The sequence below is a fragment of the Natronoglycomyces albus genome, from assembly GCF_016925535.1.
Taxonomy (GTDB): Bacteria; Actinomycetota; Actinomycetes; order Mycobacteriales; family Micromonosporaceae; genus Natronoglycomyces; species Natronoglycomyces albus.
Genome location: NZ_CP070496.1, coordinates 552,398 through 571,198, shown reverse-complemented (window position 1 = coordinate 571,198; position 18,801 = coordinate 552,398). Strand labels below are relative to the sequence as shown.

The window sequence follows — 18,801 nt, the reverse complement described above, 5'->3', positions numbered from 1 at the left end:
ATTCACGTTGCCGGTAACCAATCCCTAATCCACTCTGGATCTACGGTGGTGCGGCCGGTCGCGTTGCGCCCCTGAGGATGCGCAGCCCTCCGGTGCTAAAGATGGGCCGAACCGACGTAACGGCGCCTGGCTCGCGCCCCGATGCGAGTGAGGATCTCGTTGGGAATCGTGCCCGCCCATACCGACCAGTCATCAACGGTAGGTCCAGCTGGGTCAGGCCCGAAAAAGGTGGCGACATCGCCCGGTCGCACCGGATCGTCGCCCATCTCGACAATGACCTGATCCATGCTCACCCGACCTCGAATGGGCCGCCTACGACCATTCAACAACAGCTCACACTTGTTGGAGGCCACCCGCGGAATCCCATCGGCGTAGCCCAGTGGGGCCAGCGCGATCGTGGTTTCGCGCTCGGTGGCATAGGTGTGGCCATAGCCGATACCGCGACCGGTTTCGACTCGCTTGGTGAGGGTGACGCGCGCCCGCAGCTCCATCACCGGTTTCAGCGGAGTGTCGACCTCGACCACCGGGTTGTAGCCGTAGATCGCGATGCCCGGACGCACCAAGTCATAGTGAGTCCGTGGCACTGCGATCACACCCGCCGAATTGGCCAGGTGACGCAAAGATGGTTGGAGACCGGCCTCTGCCAGCGCTTGCAAGAACAGATCGAATCCAGCGATCTGGTCGGCGTTCGTCTGGCCTTGCAGGTCCTCGGCGCAAGCCAGATGACTCCACGCTCCGAGTACTTCTATCGCTCCACCGGCTTGGTACTTCGCGGCAGTGTCGGCCAACAGACCCCATGCCGACTGGGGGGCTCCCCCACGACTGATTCCGGTGTCGGCCTTCAGGTGTACGCGGGCGCGGCGGCCCAGCCGTTCAGCGGTGAGGCGCACCTCTTCGAGTAGTTCGACGCCGGAGACCGACAGGTCGATATCGCGTTCGATGGCGCCAGCCACATTCAAGCCCGGCGAGATAAGCCACGCCAGCAGCGGAGCGGTGATCCCGGCGTCGCGCAGGCGGTGGGCTTCTTCGAGCGTGGCGACCCCCAGCCAGGTGGCTCCCCCGGCCAGGCATGCTCGCGCCGTTGGCACGATGCCGTGGCCGTAGCCATCTGCCTTGACCACCGCCATGGTGTCGGCAGAGGTCTGGGAATCCAGCCACTCCATGTTGGCAGCCATCGTGTCTGTGTTTACGACCGCTTCGGCTTGCCAGGCGCTGGATTCGACGTTGTCCGGTGTGGGAATCGCAGTGTTAGCCACGTTTGTAACCCTACGCTGTCACGCAATTCCTCTGCTGTCAGAGGAGCCCGCGTCGCGATCGCCGACTGTGATCCCCAGTGGGCACACGTATGTACACCTGCGGATTCAAGCCCGGCGGACGCCGGTGAATACGCCACGGTGCCTTACCTGAACCGATGAGGTGCCCTAGTAGTCCCAGTCGCCAATGTCAGAGTCGAAGGTGACCAGTCCGATAAGCCCGAGAATCACGAAGACTGTGGCGATGATGCCTAGGACCAGGCCGGCGATGGCCATACCTTTGCCCTTGTAGACCACGGGGGCGCGTTTGAGCCCAAGCGCGGAGAAGATGATCGCCAGCGGGCCCATGACCAAGTTGACCACGGGTATGCACAGCGCCGGGATCGAGACAATGCCCAGCACCATGCCGGTGATGGCTAGGCCATTTCCTTGGTCACCACCTGCGGGCATACCGGGTGGTGGATGGGCCCCTCCTGGAGGTGGGGGCATACCGGGTGGGGGTGGTTCTTCGGGAGGTTCGCCAGGTCCGGCGCCGGTGGGCGGTGGACCTGCTGGCGGAGGCCCTGGAGGAAAGGTCATGGCTGACTCCCTGTTCTCGTAGACGGTAACGATGACGTATTTCCACTACGAGGGGATTTTAATGCCGTTGGCGACCCCGCGAGTCATTTTGCGAATGTTTGTCGGAATTGGCGCTGGCGGAACCCAGTCCGCCAGCGCCCTTCGTAGGTGGTCATTCCCCGTTCGTTGGCACTGGCTGTGATGGCGAGTGCCGAAGCGCCCCGCCTGGCCGTGGGCCACGATTGGCGGGGCGCTTCCGCATCAGCTTTGCTGGATCGTGAACGGAGGTGAGACCTTGTCTTCCCAATGGTCGGGGTTATCGAATTCGCCGGTAGGTTTCAACGCCCTCACGCGCACCTGCCAGTCGCCCTCGCTCAGTTCGGTCTCTCCCAGCAACTCCCGCAAATCGAACGCGTAGTTCGCATCCTCGGTGGCGTTGCGGCTCACCCACGAGGCCATGATGAGGTCATACGATTCGGTGCTGTCGAGGCGTTCGACGCTGACCTCCAGTACCGGAGTCTGGTGGGCCACATGCACCACTGCGGTCGGGAGCTCCTCGGCGTCGGCGGCGAAGACCGCTCCGTCCTCGAGCGGGCTGAGTTCGTCAGTGTTGACGATCCGGCCGAGGATGGTCTCTGAAATACGGTCGTTGCCTGGCAGGCTCTCCGCTTGGGCGGGCATGGCCAGCCAGATGTCGTTGGGCATGACCACGATGTCACGGTAGTCGCCCACGTAGCCGACGTAGGTCGCCACGAGTGAGTGGCCCTTGCGCAGCGGCTGGAACTCCACGTAACCGCCATAGACGGTCCCGTCGTCCACGCCCTCGGGTGCGGTCACTGACACCTGGACCCTCGCCGTCTGACCGGCGGGGATGTCCACAGTGTCGGTCTCGAACGTGACGTCCGCGGTCGCGACGATTGTCTGGGGAGTGAACACCGAGCCGGTTGTCGCCTGCGAAGGACGGTGAACCAGTTCGTAACGGGCGTCGTGGTCGGAGGTATTCCTCACCTCGATGTGTTCAATCCGGGGCTGCTCGGTGGAGTCCCCCAGTGCCAGCGCCTCTGGTGTGAGGCGGACTTCGTTCTCTACGGCCGCGGGCACGTTCACCATGCCAGATCCCTGCCGGTGCGCCGGTTCGAGAACGGTCGACTCTCCTTGGCCGCTAGGGATCGGGTTCGCGGTGTTGACCAGTGCGCCCTTGACTTCATACGGGCTTAGCTCCGGACGCTCCTGCAACACCAACGCGGCCGCTCCGGCCACGTGTGGCGCTGCCATCGAGGTGCCGCTGAGGGAGGCATAGGAGTTGGCGTCGGTCAGGTAGGTCGACCAGATGCCGCCACCGGGGGCGGCCAGGTCGGGCTTGACGGCCAGGTCTGGGCTGGGCCCGAAGCTGGTGAAAGCCGACGGTAGGTTCGCCAGTGGCAGGTCGACGAGAACCTTTTCTCCGGTGGCTTCCAAGGTCACATCCTCGCCGGAGGAGGCCAGGTCGTGTAGCTGCTCGCCGTCAGATTTCGACAGCGTGGCCATCACGACGTCCTCGCCTTCGGGCACGCCGGTTCCGGCGAAGAGGCCGGGGCGGTCGTTGTAGATGACAACTGCCTGGGCTCCGTCGGCGATGGCGCGCTCGTACTTTTCGGCGAAGGTGCACTCGCCGCGAACCATGAGGGCGGTGAAGCCTTCGACGTTGTTTTCGGCGTCGCTGTCGGGGCATCCGAGGCCGTGCCACCGCAGCGGCGGCAGTTCCTCGCCGGGCACTAGGCCAGGCGCGTCATTGACCGAGCCGTATCCGATCTCGACCTCGAGCGGACGCACCAGCGCGGCGTCCGCGCGCGCGAATGGGTTGTCGATCGAGGCCACGCCGATGACATCCGTTCCCAGGCCGGGGGCCGAGGCTGAGTAGACCCCGAACTCTCCGGAGTTTCCGATCGAGGCCACCACGGAGACGCCATGCTCGACTAGTTCGTTGGCGGCGACCGCCGTTGGGTATTCGGGCCAGGAGAAGGCCAGGCCGATGGACATGTTGACGACGTCCATGCCGTCGGTGTAGGCACGCTCCATCGCCGCTAGCATCACTTCGGCGGAGGTGGAGCCGGAGCATCCGAACACCCGGTAGGCGCCCAGTTCGGCGTCGGGAGCCACTCCATTGACGCCCTCGGAGTCCGAGGCGTTCGCCGCGGAGATGCCGGCCACATGGGTGCCGTGACCGTTGCAGTCCATCGGGTCGGGACCTGGCTGCGGGTCGCTGCCGGGTTCGGTGGCGTCGAAGTCGTCGCCCACGAAGTCGTACCCGTGGCTGACTTTGCAACCGGGGCCAAAGCAGCCACCAAGGTCAGGGTGCAGGTAGTCAATGCCGGTGTCGATGATGCCGATCTTCATTCCCGTGCCAGTCAGATGGTCGGGAAGCTGGCTGACGCCGGTGGCGTCGACGGCGAAGTCCATTTCCGCGATTCGCTCTCGACTGTCGGCCTCGGCTGTGCGACCGGGTTCGACATCGGGCAGATCGTAGTTCTGGGAACGAAACACGGCTTCGACGCCGTCGACGTTTTCCAGGTAGCGTGCGGTGGCGGAGCTGGCTTCGATGGAGATGCCTTGCCACAGGTGCTCGAAGTGGTTGCGCTCGTTGAAATCCAGGCCATTGGCGTGGGCGCGCAGTTGCTCGATATTGGACGTTTGCACGAGCCAAATGTCGGTGGCGGATGCGGATATGGACTCATTGGCGGTGGCCGCTGCGGGGGCGATAAGCGCCCCGCACAGTAGCGACGCCGTGAGCATGCGTGGCAATTGAGCCATCTGGCGACCTTTCGATTGCAAGAGTGAGTGCCCGAGAATTCGGTGGCGATGCGAAAGAGGACGAGTTCTCACGATGAGATGTCTCTTCGAGTGAATGGACTCCACTATGATCACGGATTGGTGGGGAAAGGAATCGCATTTGGAGTGGCGTGTCGCCCACATGGGGGACAGAGGCCTATGCAAAAGGCACTTTCAGTGTTCTCGTCGGCTCGTTTACCCGCGTAAACTTCGCCTCCTGCGGCCTTGAATTTGCACTTTTGCATAAGCCTCACAGTAGCTTGGCCTTTGCGCGACTGTCGGTCGTGCCGCAATCGTGGGCTGGCTCTCGCGGCTAAGTGCTCGAGACTGGCCTGTCGTCGCATTGTTTGCATACGTATAACTAGTGGCGAGTCCGGAGCCAATTCCAACCAATGCGGGAAAGGGAATAGGACCGGTCTTGATGAAATCGCATATTCCCTTACCGGCAGTTCTGTTGCGCCTGTCGCGGCGTTAGGCATAAATCATTGCCAGCAACGGCAATTTTTGCCAGGGGAACGCGGACTAACGCGCGAGTGGGATAAAATTTCGCGTCCATTGGTGTTCGCAGGCTCGCATACATAGTTTTCCACAGCGTTATCCACAGGCGGATATTTCATGATTGACGGCCACATGCCGTTCCTGCGAGAATAAAAAAGGGGGTCCCTAGGTGAATAAAATTCACCTTCGATGGCGCTGGAGCGCCACAGATCCCTACGCACATTTCAATCGCCCCTGTCACATCCGCATCGGAGACAAGAGCTGCTTTCGGCGTTGAGCCACCCTGAACCCTCTATGGCCCGCACGCGCCCGAAGCGCCGCGACATATGGGGCGAACACGCGGCACGGGCGCGGGTTTCGCAATTCCTATGGTGGGCCACAACTTGGCAGACGGGGAATGTCACCCGGGCGCTCTAGGCGCCGCTGCCGTAAATCGTGCCCCGCTTGCTGCGCAAATTATTCGCATACATTTCGTATTCCGACGCCGAGATCTGCCCCTTGTCGCGCTGCTCCCCCAGCCTTCGCAACGTGCTCTCCAGGTCCGGGCTCTGATCGTGACCCGATGCCTGGGCTGGCGGTTCCCCCATCGAGTTTAGGCGATCTGACGACAACGAGGACAAGTCGACATTCGGCGCGACCGCATGCCCACGCACAGTCGCGGGGCGCTCTGGCGCAGACGGAGCCGAGGGCGAAATACTAGACCAGGCCACGGCCGTCCCCGCCAAAACGATCACGTGCGCCACGGCGGCGAGGTAGAACCCGTACAACAATGGCCCCAGGTCACGGCTGACCGCCAACACCCCGAGAAACCCAATCGCCACGAATACCCAACCGACCATGCTCGCGGCCACCAGCCACACCTGCGCGATCGGGCTTGAAATCAACAGGTAGCCGAACTGGCTCACCACCACCACAGCCCACGCCGCCACGAACAGCCACACCTTCGCGCCGAACTGCACATCGTCGATACCCGCGAGGTTCCACAGATTGACTTCCTGCAATGGCCGGTACTGCGCCCACGGCAGGAACGTGGCGATAAAGAGGATCACCGAGGCCACAACCGCGACAATTCCGCCGATAATGCCCCACCCATTGAGCACGGCAACCAGCTTAGGGGGGCGAATGATCCCCGATACTCGCAACGACTTGCGTGGCGCAGTTGGCGGCATGTGAACCCCTTTACTGGACATAACAATCAGGTCACATTAACTCTGAAAAGTCAAGATTACTCCCACTAGGCAGGGCGTGGTCGCGTGCTCCCCACAACGATCGACAACTGACGCATTTCCGACGTTTCGCCCCATGCGACCCCGTCTGCGCAGCTCCTGTCGATGAAGGCGCACTTCGCAACCGACGCTGTCACACTCTCCACCTACAGTGTTGTCAACGGTTCACTCACAACCACCAGGAGTCACGATGCCGCTGCCACCACCCACCTTTGGTGAGCGTGACAACTTGATGACGTACCTGAAGCACCAGCGGGGGCAGTTGTACTACGCCACTTACGGACTGGCTGACGAGCAACTTCACCTAAAGCCGACCGCCGGAGACCTAAGCCTGGCCTGGTTGCTGCACCACATCGCCGAAGTCGAGACCCGCTGGGTCAAGGACGCCGTCGGGGAGCCGGTTCCACAATCGTTCGACAATGACCAACCACCGCCGCAGGCGACCCGCCAAGAACTGCTCGACCGGCTTGATGCCGTCGCATCAGTCACTGAGCAGACCCTCGCAGGGCTGCCCCTGGAGGCGCCAATAGCCGTCCCGCACATGCTGCGGCCGTTCTTCCCCGGCGTAGAATCCTGGTCGGTGCGCTGGATGCTGGGCCATCTCATCGAAGAGTTCGCTCGACACGCTGGCCACGCGGACATCATCCGCGAATCTATCGACGGCAAGACCATGTACGAGCTAAAGGCGATGGCACAGGGCTGGTACGAGCAATATCAAGCTCTGAACAAGTCTCAGTAGTCCTCCGCGCGATGCTAGGCGCTTCTCAATCGCCTTCGCTCCAGCGCGGCACCATCCCACTGGGTCGTTCCCAGCCATGTCGCGCCCACTGGCCAGTAACTTCACCTGATCCGCCCGGGCCGCCACGGTTGGTCTCAGTGCGGCCCAGCGCGGCTAGACCGCATCCGAACGTGTGCCCGCCACGCCCGCGCGTGGGTCGATCACCAACGTCGCATCACTGTTTTGAGCGACCTGGAGTGTACGCAGTTGCATCAGCTGCGGGTGCTTCTCCAGCAGCTTCGCGGTATTGGTCAGGGACCGCAAGGCGGCCGCTTCCGACCGAGCCGCTTCCAAGGAAGCCTTGCCCTCTTCACGGGCGATCGCGACATCCATCGCGGCTCGACGCAGTGCGCCCGGCATCATCACATCGCGCACCCGGACCTGATCGAGTTCGATGCCAAATGAAGCGACCTCCTCTTGCGCGAACGCAAGCAGTCCTCGGTCAATAGCGGACCGGTCGCCGATGGCCGTAGCGAAGTCCACTTCGCAAACGCAGTGGCGAATCGCGCCCTGAAGCGAGGAGTACAGGAAGGAGTCAGGCAGCTGAGAGCCCATTAGATAGGTCACCGGGTCGGCCACCCGCCACTGCGCGGTCACGCTGACGCGCACCGAGATGCCGTCGTTTGTCAGCACCTCTTGTCCCGGAACCCGCACTTCGGCAGGTCGCATGTCCACGTGGTGCAGGAACGAATTCCGCTTGCGGTAGCGGTGTCGTCCCGGCTCCAATGTCCGCTGGAGCGTGCCATCGGTGAACAGGAGAACCCGTTCCCAATCGTGAACGATGACGGTGGCCATGGCTATCACTTTCCTTGCTTGGTTATCTCAGTTGCGCGCTCCAGGCCCTCATACGAGTGCGCAATGTATTGGGTCAGGCACGAAGTGCCTGGATGGTTGTCTAGCTGGTCGGCGGGTGTTCCGAGTGTTCACTTGCGGGACAACGATGTCGTGGGCCAATCCTTCGTGCAACGACGCCTCAACCTCAAGCAAGGTGGGTCCCACTTGAAAATGTGGGCTCCACAGAACAAACGTGTCGAAGGGAGCGCTGCTGAAAACATTGGCCTCGGTGAACTCGTGGCCACAGGTGAGGAATCAGGCACGCAAGGCCGACCAGAATGGGTCGATGACCAAACCATCCAGACACTTCTCGGGATTCGAACCCGAGCCTTGAAAAGGCTTTACCTCACAAGGTCCGATGTGCAGGACGCCACTGGCGATATCCAGCGCGCTGCTGTCTGGACCGTGCCCACAGTGTAGAGAGAAATCCTCTTGTCGGTCAAAGGGTTTTCCCGGCACCACGGTGCGGGGCAACATTGGAGGCTTATGCGAACGCGCACCTTCAAGACCGCAGGAGGCGAAGCTTACGCTCCTAAACGAGCCGACAAGAAGGCCGACAGTGCCTTTCGCATTGGGCTTTGGGAATGACATGGGCCCCCGCCTTTGTCACGATGACCGCGAACGTCGACGTGTCCGCACTGGGCCCCTCTTGCGCGTTCCAGGAAGCTCAAACCCAGTCGTGAAGGTGTCGGACTTTAGACGGAGAAATCGGCTCTGGTTTGGTACCGTGAGCGCTTGTCAGCGTTGCTCGCCCAGGCGAGCGCGATTCCTTGGGCCGCATGAGCCCATCGCCCCTTGTGGAAAGGACTACCGTGTCCAGTCTTGAAGAAGTCGTGAGCCAAATCGGCGCGAACATCGACAGCGTCAACGAGTCGTCCAGCAGCATCGAAGCCAGCAAGGCTGTGGTGGACGAGGCCAGTAGCGGCGCCCAGTCAGTTGGCTCGGAGTCCCTGGTGTCGGGCATCGAGTCGTTGAAGGATGGCCTGGAACAGGCCCAGGCGTCCCTAGCCGGAGTGGTCGCTCAGCTTGAACAACTCCAAAGCCAGGCCGAAGCCCTGAAATCCTGACCTCCCTTGCCAGAACCGAGCATAGGAGCCTCCGCGCTGCGCAAAGCTCGGTTCTGGTCGCCCGCTAGCGACCCCGACCGCCACCAAGGTCGATCCGTTCCAGGTGCTGGTCCGCTCCCCCTTTGAAGAGTTTCGAAACCGGAAGCGAGTGGACCCGTTCCCGGTCCAGATGCGCCCATGTCCCGTTGAGTCGGCGTGCGCCGCCGACCGTCCCCACAAGCTACGGCTGCTGACTCTCCACAGGTTTCTGATCACTCTCAGGCCTCTCCTGCGGTGATTTTGCGGCGGTGCGCCGTAGAACCGCCCGGCCGCAGTCAACAACGACCCCATGGCGACCGGGCTGGCCTCGGGCGTGCCACCGAGGGTCTTCCGGATGGTGTCACAACTGGCCGGTGCGGTGAAGCGAATTCACGCGGGTGGCATCGCGAAGGTTACCCACGCATGAAAAAGCCGCGCTGCCTTCGTTACGAAAGGCACCACGGCGATCATGTGCGATATTTAAGAAACTGCGCCCCCACCAGGATTCGAACCTGGGCACCCGGTTCCGGAGACCGGTGCTCTATCCCCTGAGCTATGGGGGCTAATCGAGCCACAGACGAGCTTATCAGTTACCGCTGATCGACCAGGATCACCCCGCCGGATGTGCCGCAGCCCTCCTTGTCAGGAGTGTTTGCGCAATGCCGTTGGCGTCCTCGGGCTAGGGTGGGACGGTTGGGCTTCGCATGGCCGCGTCCGTCTTGACGGGCCAGGTTCGCGACCGAAGCGCCGGTCTTTCAAAGTCGGGTGCCACGGTTGGCCTCGACGTGGGCGAATTCGCGGCCACAGGGGCCGCAAAAGTCCCAACCACTCGAATGGCTGACAGAAAGATCTCACTTTTTCCAGCCTTGCTCCGCTGGGACGCGCACCCTACCTCATACGAGCTGCCCTATCCAGCCAAAACCCCGAAAAACCCAATATCTTGGGTGTCCCCACGCACTCGCCCACAACATGTATGATTCCAACTGCCGCTGGTTCGATCGAATCGAGGCGGGGAAATCGCTACGAGAACAACGTCGCAGGTCAGATTTACCCCCAACCTTGACGATGTCGACGCAAGAGGGAACTCGGTGCGGATACCGGCGCAGGTGGCGACGAGAAACCATCTCGACGACACGGCCGACTCGCACAGAGCGAGGCCCGGAAATGTCGGGCCGTGCCGCTAGGCTCGCGCTCTGTTGGCTGTCGCCGCTGCGCCCGGACGTCCCATTCCGAGACTGCCCCGCAACGGTGAATTGCCACAAAGACATCGTCTTTTACCAAGCAATGAGTCCGACACTTGCCAGTGGTTGGCGCACCGCCGCAAGCGGACGCGAAGAAGTCGCTGGCCTCGTGGGTGGGTTGAAGGCGGCATCGGCACCTCGTGTGCTTGTGCCACCAGCTGCCCTAGGCCCGCAGAAGTTGGCAACGAAGTTGACGCACGAGGGGACCGCAATCATGAACACCGCAGTTACAACCACATCCACGGCTCCCGCCCCTGGCACCGGGGCTCACGACCGGGACCTGTCCCTCGAGGAGAACACTGTCGTTCCCAGCGGCCTCAACACGCCCGACTCCAACTTCGCCACCGTGGCCGCCAAGGTTCACTTCCACGCCCAGGGCCTCACCGACGTCGATGCCGAGGACGTCGTCAGGCAGATCGAATCGGGCCTATGGCCGGGTGCGACAGTCAACCAACTGCGTGAGCGCGCCATCGAGATCACCTCCTCGTCGGTGGCTTCCGAACCGACCTACAGCAAGCTCGCCGCCCGTCTGTTGAGCGAGCACATCTCCGGTGAGGCCGCCCAAGGCGGAGCCACCTCGTTCTCGAGTTCAGTGCGCGCCTGCGCGGACCAAGAGCTGCTCTCCGAGGGGCTGGTGGAATTCGTCGAACAGCATTCCCAGGCCTTGGACGCCCTCATTGATGAGAGCGCCGACGACCGTTTCGAATACTTCGGTCTGCGTACCGTCTATGACCGCTATCTGCTGCGTCACCCCAGCAACCGGCTGGTGTTGGAACGCCCGCAGTACTTTTTCCTGCGCGTGGCCTGCGGGTTGTCCACCAGTGTGGAAGAGGCCGCCGAGCTTTACACGCTGCTGTCGCAGCTGGCATACCTGCCTTCCTCTCCGACGCTGTTCAACGCCGGCACCCGCCGCCCGCAACTGTCCTCGTGCTTCCTGCTGGACAGCCCCCAAGATGAGCTGAACTCGATCTACGAGCGTTACAGCCAGGTGGCGCGTTTGTCCAAGTACGCCGGGGGCATCGGCATCGCCTGGTCGCGGGTGCGCTCACGCGGCTCGCTCATCAAGGGCACCAACGGCCACTCCAACGGCATCGTGCCATGGCTGCGCACGCTGGATTCCTCCGTCGCCGCGGTCAACCAAGGTGGCCGCCGCAAGGGCGCCGCGTGCGTCTACCTGGCCACGTGGCACGCCGACATCGAAGAGTTCCTGGAACTGCGCGACAACACCGGTTCTGAGGACCGCCGCACTCACAACCTCAACCTCGCCAACTGGGTCCCGGACGAGTTCATGCGCCGCGTGCAAGAAGACGCGCCGTGGTCGCTGTTCGACCCCAAGGAGACCCCCGAGCTAGTGGATTCCTGGGGCGAGGACTTCGAGAAGGCCTATCGGGCCGCTGAGGCCGCTGGAAAGGCCAAGAAGACCATCCCTGCCCGCGAGCTGTACGGGCGCATGATGCGCACGCTCGCCCAGACCGGTAACGGCTGGATGACGTTCTCCGACACGGCCAACCGGACGTCAAACCAGACGGCCCGCAAAGAAAACGTCATTCACCTGTCCAACCTGTGCACCGAGATTCTTGAGGTCACCAACGACTCCGAGACCGCCGTGTGCAACCTCGGGTCGATCAACCTCGCCGAGCATGTCGTTGACGGCGGCGTGGACCTCGACCGCCTCTCGCAGACGGTGCGCACGGCCGTGAAGTTCCTCGACCGCACCATCGACCTGTCCTTCTACCCCACTGGCGAAGCCGAAAAGGCCAACCGCAAGTGGCGGCCAATTGGTTTGGGTTGTATGGGGCTGGCAGACGTGTTCTTCAAGCTGCGTTTGCCTTTCGACTCGCCCGAAGCGCTCACACTCTCGACGCAAATCGCCGAGACCATCGCGGTGACGGCTTACGAGACCTCAGCCGACCTGGCCGCCGAGCTGGGGTCTCACTCCAACTTTGACCAAACCCGCGCCGCCGATGGCGTGCTGCATCTGGACCACTACGCGGATGCCTCGGTGACCTGGAAGTCCCGCTGGGACGCGGTGCGCGACAAGATCGCCCAGACTGGTCTGCGCAACTCGCTCATGATCGCCATCGCGCCCACGGCGACGATCGCCTCGATCGCTGGCTGCGCGGAGTGCATCGAACCGGTGGTGTCGAACGTGTTTAAGCGCGAGACGCTTTCCGGAGAGTTCATGCAGGTCAACCGCCACCTGATCAATGAGTTGAAGGAGCGGGGCCTGTGGAACGAGGAGGTTCGACGCGCCGTGATCGTGGCGGAGGGTTCGGTGCAGGGCATCGAGTCCATCCCGGCCGATGTTAAGCAGCTGTATCGCACCGCTTGGGAACTGCCGCAAAAGTCGCTCATCGACTTGGCGGCCGCGCGAACCCCGTTCATCGACCAGGCACAGTCGCTGAACCTGTTCATGTCGACGCCCACGATCGGCAAGCTCTCGTCGATGTATGCCTACGCATGGCGTAAGGGACTGAAGACGACCTACTACTTGCGTTCGCGCCCGGCCACTCGCATCAACCAGACCACCGTGTCCGCGGATGCGCCTGCCAAGGACGCTGCCACTGTCGCGAAGTCCGAAGAGGAGCTGGCCTGTTCGCTAGAGAACCCGGAGTCGTGTGAGGCCTGCCAGTAGGGCTTTTTCCTCACTGGCACCAGGGCCGCCTTGCGGCGGTTCGACACCAGAATGGGTGGGCGCCCAATCCGCATAGACGCGCCCACCCTCTCTCCACTGTGAAAGGATACTTGCATGCTTCTCGATCCAGGCATGGACTTGACACTTCGGCCGATGAAGTACCCGGACTTTTACGAGCAGTACCGGGCGGCCATCCGTAACACCTGGACGGTCGAGGAAGTCGACTTGGCTTCGGACCTGACGGACTTGGCCTCGTTCACCGAGCAAGAGCGCCACCTCATCAATCGGCTGGTGGCCTTCTTCGCCACCGGCGACACCATTGTGGCCAACAACTTGGTGCTCAACCTCTATCAGCACATCAACTCTCCGGAGGGCCGTCTCTACCTGTCCCGGCAGCTGTTCGAGGAAGCCGTGCACGTGCAGTTCTATTTGACGCTGCTGGACACGTACTTGCCCGACCACGAGGACCGGGTCAAGGCGTTCGCGGCGGTGGAGAACATCCCCTCCATCAAGGAGAAGGCGGATTTCTGTTTTAAATGGATCGACTCGGCCTTCCAGCTCGACGAGCTGAAGACCAAGGACGACCGGCGCGCCTTTTTGCTGAACTTGATCTGTTTCGCCGGTTGTATCGAGGGCCTGTTCTTCTACGGGGCCTTCGCCTATGTGTACTGGCTGCGGTCGCGCGGACTGCTTGACGGGCTTGCCACGGGCACCAACTGGGTCTTCCGCGACGAGTCGTGCCACATGAACTTCGCCTTTAGCGTGGTCGACATCGTGCGCGAAGAGGAGCCCGATCTCTTTGACGCCAAGATGGAAGCCGATGTGCGCTCGATGATGGAGGAGGCCGTCGAGTGTGAGCTACAGTTCGCCGCCGACCTCATCGGCGATGGTATGCCGGGCATGACCTACAAGGACATGAAGTCGTACTTGGAGAATGTGGCCGACCAGCGGCTGAAGCGCTTGGGCATGAAGGAGATCTACGGCTCGACCAACCCGTTCCCCTTCATGGCGTTGCAGGACGTGCAGGAGTTGACGAACTTCTTCGAACGTCGCCCCACCGCCTACCAGGTGGCAGTTGAGGGCAAGGTCGACTTGGACGAGGACTTCTAGGAGTCACGTTTGTATCGCAAACCCCGGTCGGGCAACTGGCCGGGGTTTCGCGTGTTCTCCACTGGGATGAGTGAGGCGGGGTTGGCCCGGTGCCTGCCTCAACGGTCTCGCCCGAGCCAGCTTTGCGGCCAGGACCGCCTCGGCTACCGAGACCGCGCCTATCGGGACTGTGATGGCACTGGATTCGCACAATGCCACTTCTGAGCGTTCCGGGACATCTTCTCTCTCGTTGTGAACGCGGCTACCGGATGCCGCCATGGGAACTTGCGCCCCTGCCCGTCGTCACCCCTGTTGTCTGTGTGACCCAACGGGTCTGGTGTGTCGTGACGTGCGAAAATCCTCCGACTCAAGACATCGAAGGTCTTGCATACGCCTTAATTATTTATTAAAGTTTCTTGTAAATACGGCGGCTGTGTTCCGCGACATAGCAAGACCTGGGTATCGGCCCGGTTGGCGGACCCTGACATCCGCAACCGAGTCGTCATCGAAGGGTCCGGAACATTCAAGGCTGACCCGCTCAAGCGCCGGGAAAGACCTTCAGCCGGAGGCGAAGACGCCTCGCAGCAACTCTGGTCGTCCACAACGACCACAAGTCAGCCCTTGGAGTTGCTGTGATGGTGACGCCGCATAGAGACCCCAACTTCATACTCCCGTATTCACCCTCTAATTGAAGACAAGGAACCGCGATCATGCGTATACGCAAACTCGCCGCGCTCATAAGCGTCGGCGCAGCCGCGGCCATGGGGGCCAGCCTCCTGGCCGCCGCACCCGCACATTCCCACGGATCGATGAGCGACCCTGTCAGCCGCGTCTATAACTGTTTCCTGGAGGGCCCCGAACGCCCGCAGTCGCAAGCCTGTATCGACCTAGTCCAGCAAAACGGCACCCAGCCGCTCTATGACTGGCACGAGGTCAACCAAGCCAACGCGGCAGGCAACCACCAGGCCATCATTCCCGACGGCCAGCTCTGTAGCGCCGGGCGATCCAAATACTCGGCGTTGGACAACACCGGCACTCACTGGGTTGCCACCCAGATGACCTCTGGTCACCACAACTTTGAGTACCGCGCCCCGGCTCCACACGTGGGCTACTTCGAGCTGTTCATCACCAAGGAAGGCTGGAACCCCAACAGCCCCCTGAACTGGAATGACCTGGAGAAGTTCGGACACATTTCCAACCCGACACTCTCGGGCGGCTCCTACTGGTTCGACGCGACCATCCCGGCTCGCGACGGACGCCACCTCATCTACTCCATCTGGCAGCGGACCGACTCACCGGAAGCGTTCTACACCTGCTCCGACGTCGTCTTCGGTGACCACGACGATGACGATGACGACAACGGCGGCACCGACCCGACCGACTGCGAGGCCCCCAACTGGGCTTCGTCGGTGACCTACACCGGCGGTGACGTCGTTACCTACAACAACTCCGAGTGGGAGGCCGCTTACTGGACTCGAGGCGACCAGCCTGGTTCGGGCGGCGAATGGGGCCCCTGGCGCCACCTGCGAACGTGTTAGCGGCCCAAGCGCTGGACAGGGGCTTAACCTGGGTCGCCCTCAGGCGGACACGGTTGTGATCTCCCCGTCGACAGCGCTGTAAGTCGCCTCGTGACGAGTTCTTCAGTGAGCTTGGCTTCTGTGTGTTCTACCGGTTGAGGTGGGCCGCAACGGATATCCGTTGCGGCCCACCTCTTTTGTGCCGTGACTAATTCATAAACCTTGAGACGTATGCAAAAGCGCACGTTCAAGGCCTCAGGAGGCGAAGTTTACGCTCCTAAGAGCTTCTATCAGGTTTCTCTTCCTACTGCGGTGGTGTGCTGCCGCGCCTGGCCGCGTTGTCAGCCCTTGCCCATACCCGCTGGGTATGAACAAGGGCCTCCGCCTCCCCACGCACTGACAGCACACCGTCCTCGCCAAGGAAACAAACCTGATAGGAGCTCTAAACGAGCCGACGAAAAAGCCGACAGTGCCTTTGCATAAGCCTCCCAGTCCGCCTAGTGGATGGGAGAATTCAGGAGCTCACCGCCCGCGCGGAAACGCTCCAGCTAGAAAACTAGTGACGCAGGTAGTCAGGCATTTTGCGGCCCGGCAGCAGGGCCAGGAACGCCAGACCAATGACCCCCATGGACAGGCCGGCTTGAGCCGGAAGCGACATGTTCAACACTCCGGGACCGCCCCGCTTGTCGGTGTCCTCCTCGGGCACCCCCGGCCCTGAACCGCCGGGCTCCCCCTTGTCCTGGTCAGGAGAACCGGGCGAGGCGTCGGGATCGGTCGGGTCTTCGGAGGGAACTTCTTCGGGCGCGAATGTGCCATCGGGTTCGGGATCGGTCGGCATCGGCGTCGTGCGGTCGGCTAGCTCCCATTGCGAGTCGGGAGTCTGCTCAGAGGAATTCATCATGAAGGCACCGAAAACGAGCACCAAGCAAGCCGCCGCCGACACCATCGCGGTGCCGACGAGCGTGCGTATGACTCGGTACTTCTTCTTCACCATTACACGGTAGCCGTTGTCACTCATAAATTCCGACAGAAGGACTGAGATCCTGCCTCTACTTCACCGATTCACGCCATTGCTGGTGCTTGGCCGGTGGAGCCCACAGCGGGCCCGTTTAGTTCCCATTGCACATTCGCGGCGACCGGGTCGCACTTGGGCTAACCCACTTTGGAATAAGCCTATGAGTATCTTACCGTGGCCGTTCCCGTTCTGTCACAACAAATGCGCGCACCGTTGAGGCCCCAACCCACGAGTTACTCGCCGCGCCCCTCACAACACCAAAGTGCCCCACCGAGGGGCCAAGGGGTTGGCCAGCGCAGGAATGACCCGCGCCTCAGCGGATGCGAGAACTCCAAAATGATCTTGGCCATACCGGTGTCACAAGCTAGGTGCCAGCATCCCTCGTACCGCGTTGCCGATAAAGACCACTGCCACATACGTCGCCAGCGCCATGACTGCCCAGGTCGTGATGGAGGTGTTCCATACGCTGTCGACGAGGGCGGGGATGAGGATGAGCGCGGCGCGCTGGGGCCAGCCCAGTCCCCAGCGTCGGTCGGTGACGGGGGATGCGGCTTTGTCGAGTCCGGCGGCTAGGTCGTAGAAGTACAGGGCGATGACGGCTAGGAGGAGGAATAGGGCCGGGTAGGGTACTTCGGCGACGAAGGCTGCGGTGGAGATGACGCCGAATTCGATGGCTCGTAGCCCGGCGGGAATCACCCAATGGAAGTACCCGTCGTGGGCGGCGCGGGAGCCTCCGAAGCCGAGTACGAGGGCAATGGCGGCGGTGGCGAGGGCGGGGTAGGGCTGGTCGTATAGTGCCATGGCCACGGCCAGGGCGGCGGTGGCGACGCCGAGGAGGGTGTAGGTGCCGGGGGCGTGGCTCCAGGGGAAGCCTCCGGCGATGCCGTCGTCACGGTGGGCGGCGATGTCGGGGCGGGCGAAGGCGGCGGTGCGGGCGGCGAGGGCGCGTAGGAATCGCCACGCGGAGGTGTAGGCCAGGGCGAATAGTTGCCATCCCAGCAGGATGCACAGGGCGATGTAGGGGCCAAAGGCGATGGTGGCCACGACGAGCACGATCCAGCGGTCGCCCACTCCGGCGACAAGGGTGCGTTTGGTCCAGTAGAGCAGGGAGCCGCGGTCGGACATGATGTGGTTCGAGGCCGCGCCGAGGCGGCTGCCGAGGGCGGCGGAGCGGGTGGCCGGGTCGGTTTCGGATTCGCGGCGTTGGGCTTGTTGGACCACGGCGGTGTCGAGTAGGACGGCGTACCAGGTGTCGATGGTGTGGCGGATTGTTTGTACGACCATGGCCGTCAGTGCGATGAGCCAGGCGTTGTCGACGCCGGTGGCGGTGGCTCCGGCGGCGAGGCCCGCGTAGATGGCGTATTCCTTGCTGCGGTCGGCGATCATGTCGAGCCAGCCGCCGAAGGAGGAGAAGTTTTGCGTGTATCGGGCTAGTTGGCCGTCGACGCAGTCGAACACGAAGCTGAAGTAGACCAGGGTTCCGGCCACGATGAACCAGATCGTTGGGCTTGCGCTGTCGGCCATGGTGGCGTAGAGGCCGGCGGCGGCTGCGGCGAACAGGATGGAGACCCAGGTGATGAGGGTGGGTTGTAGTTTGAGTTTGGCGGCGGCCCGTACCAGGAGGGGCGACCAGCTGGAGACGCAGTAGGTCGCGAAGATGTCGTCGTCTTTTTTGACCGCGCCGTCGAGTCGCCATGCGTCGAGGTCGATGGCGTCTATGGTTTCGCGGGTGGTGGCTGCTTCGGCGTCGCTGGTGGCACGGCGGTGGGGCAGGCCGGGGGTGCGGTAGGCGGTGACGGGGATGGCGGCGGCCCAGAGGGTGGCGACGATGCGTTCGAACGCATCGGTGCCTTCGGGGTGGTCGCGGTTCCAGTGTTCGCGCAGTTGTTTCAGGTGCGCGAGCGAGATCTTGGCTAGGGCGCCGGAGCGCCATGGGCCGGGGCCGGGTCCGGTGACGAGGCCGCGGTCGACGGTCACGGGGGCGGCTGCGGCGTCGTCGACGCCTAGTAGGAGGCCGGAGCGGCGGGAGGAGTCGGCGAGGACCGCCCCGATGGTGACGTCGGAGGCGACTAGGTCGCTGGTGGCGATGTAGAGGGCGCCGGTGTTGTTGTCGGCCGCTGTGATGGCGGCGTCGACGATGGCTTCCCAGGGGTCATCGGTGGAGGGGTCGATCTGGCGCACTTGGTCGACGCCGGCGGCGCGAATCTGGGCTTGCACGTGGGTGCCTGGTAGGTGACCAGGCAGGATAAGAGCGGTCGTCACAG

Annotated in this window: 12 protein-coding genes and 1 tRNA gene; 5 read left to right on the top strand and 8 right to left on the bottom strand. The window is 62.6% G+C overall.

Annotation, left to right across the window (positions count from 1 at the left end):
* Positions 1-95: 95 nt before the first annotated feature.
* From alr to JQS30_RS02350, 4 genes are all read right to left on the bottom strand, one after another.
* On the bottom strand, positions 96-1,256 hold the full coding sequence (gene alr / locus JQS30_RS02365) for an alanine racemase (RefSeq protein WP_246498011.1): 1,161 nt from the start codon (positions 1,254-1,256) through the stop codon (positions 96-98).
* Positions 1,257-1,421: 165 nt separating this feature from the next.
* Positions 1,422-1,832 (bottom strand): DUF4190 domain-containing protein, encoded by a 411-nt coding sequence (locus JQS30_RS02360; RefSeq protein ID WP_213171806.1) that lies wholly within the window; start codon positions 1,830-1,832, stop codon positions 1,422-1,424.
* A 240-nt stretch (positions 1,833-2,072) separates the two neighbouring features.
* Positions 2,073-4,601: a S8 family serine peptidase gene (locus JQS30_RS02355; RefSeq protein WP_213171805.1), complete on the bottom strand. Its 2,529-nt coding sequence runs from the start codon at positions 4,599-4,601 to the stop codon at positions 2,073-2,075.
* A gap of 929 nt (positions 4,602-5,530) precedes the next feature.
* Complete coding sequence (locus JQS30_RS02350; RefSeq protein ID WP_213171804.1) at positions 5,531-6,286, bottom strand: hypothetical protein; 756 nt, start codon at positions 6,284-6,286, stop codon at positions 5,531-5,533.
* Between the two features lie 247 nt (positions 6,287-6,533).
* Here JQS30_RS02350 and JQS30_RS02345 point away from each other — a divergent pair, with 247 nt between their 5' ends.
* Positions 6,534-7,082 (top strand): DinB family protein, encoded by a 549-nt coding sequence (locus JQS30_RS02345; RefSeq protein ID WP_213171803.1) that lies wholly within the window; start codon positions 6,534-6,536, stop codon positions 7,080-7,082.
* 153 nt (positions 7,083-7,235) lie between these two features.
* On the opposite strand, the gene JQS30_RS02340 is transcribed toward JQS30_RS02345, so the two are convergent.
* The gene (locus tag JQS30_RS02340; RefSeq protein WP_213171802.1) at positions 7,236-7,916 is read right to left on the bottom strand and encodes a slipin family protein; all 681 of its coding nucleotides are present in this window, start codon (positions 7,914-7,916) and stop codon (positions 7,236-7,238) included.
* Positions 7,917-8,767: 851 nt separating this feature from the next.
* Between JQS30_RS02340 and JQS30_RS02335 the strand changes: the two genes are divergently transcribed.
* On the top strand, positions 8,768-9,022 hold the full coding sequence (locus JQS30_RS02335) for a hypothetical protein (protein WP_213171801.1): 255 nt from the start codon (positions 8,768-8,770) through the stop codon (positions 9,020-9,022).
* A gap of 509 nt (positions 9,023-9,531) precedes the next feature.
* Here JQS30_RS02335 and JQS30_RS02330 read toward each other — a convergent pair.
* Positions 9,532-9,603 (bottom strand) — tRNA-Arg (locus JQS30_RS02330).
* 892 nt (positions 9,604-10,495) lie between these two features.
* Here JQS30_RS02330 and JQS30_RS02325 point away from each other — a divergent pair.
* From JQS30_RS02325 to JQS30_RS02315, 3 genes are all read left to right on the top strand, one after another.
* A complete protein-coding gene (locus tag JQS30_RS02325; RefSeq protein WP_213171800.1) occupies positions 10,496-12,916 on the top strand; it encodes a ribonucleoside-diphosphate reductase subunit alpha in 2,421 nt (806 codons plus the stop codon).
* Between the two features lie 114 nt (positions 12,917-13,030).
* Positions 13,031-14,026 (top strand): ribonucleotide-diphosphate reductase subunit beta, encoded by a 996-nt coding sequence (locus tag JQS30_RS02320; protein ID WP_213171799.1) that lies wholly within the window; start codon positions 13,031-13,033, stop codon positions 14,024-14,026.
* A 689-nt stretch (positions 14,027-14,715) separates the two neighbouring features.
* Positions 14,716-15,543, top strand: coding sequence for a lytic polysaccharide monooxygenase auxiliary activity family 9 protein (locus JQS30_RS02315; protein ID WP_213171798.1), 828 nt, complete (start codon positions 14,716-14,718; stop codon positions 15,541-15,543).
* 535 nt (positions 15,544-16,078) lie between these two features.
* Here JQS30_RS02315 and JQS30_RS02310 read toward each other — a convergent pair.
* Entirely contained in the window at positions 16,079-16,540 is a 462-nt protein-coding gene (locus JQS30_RS02310; RefSeq protein WP_213171797.1) for a hypothetical protein, read from the bottom strand.
* Positions 16,541-16,894: 354 nt separating this feature from the next.
* Positions 16,895-18,799 (bottom strand): CDP-alcohol phosphatidyltransferase family protein, encoded by a 1,905-nt coding sequence (locus tag JQS30_RS02305; protein WP_213171796.1) that lies wholly within the window; start codon positions 18,797-18,799, stop codon positions 16,895-16,897.
* Between the last annotated feature and the right edge of the window lie 2 nt (positions 18,800-18,801).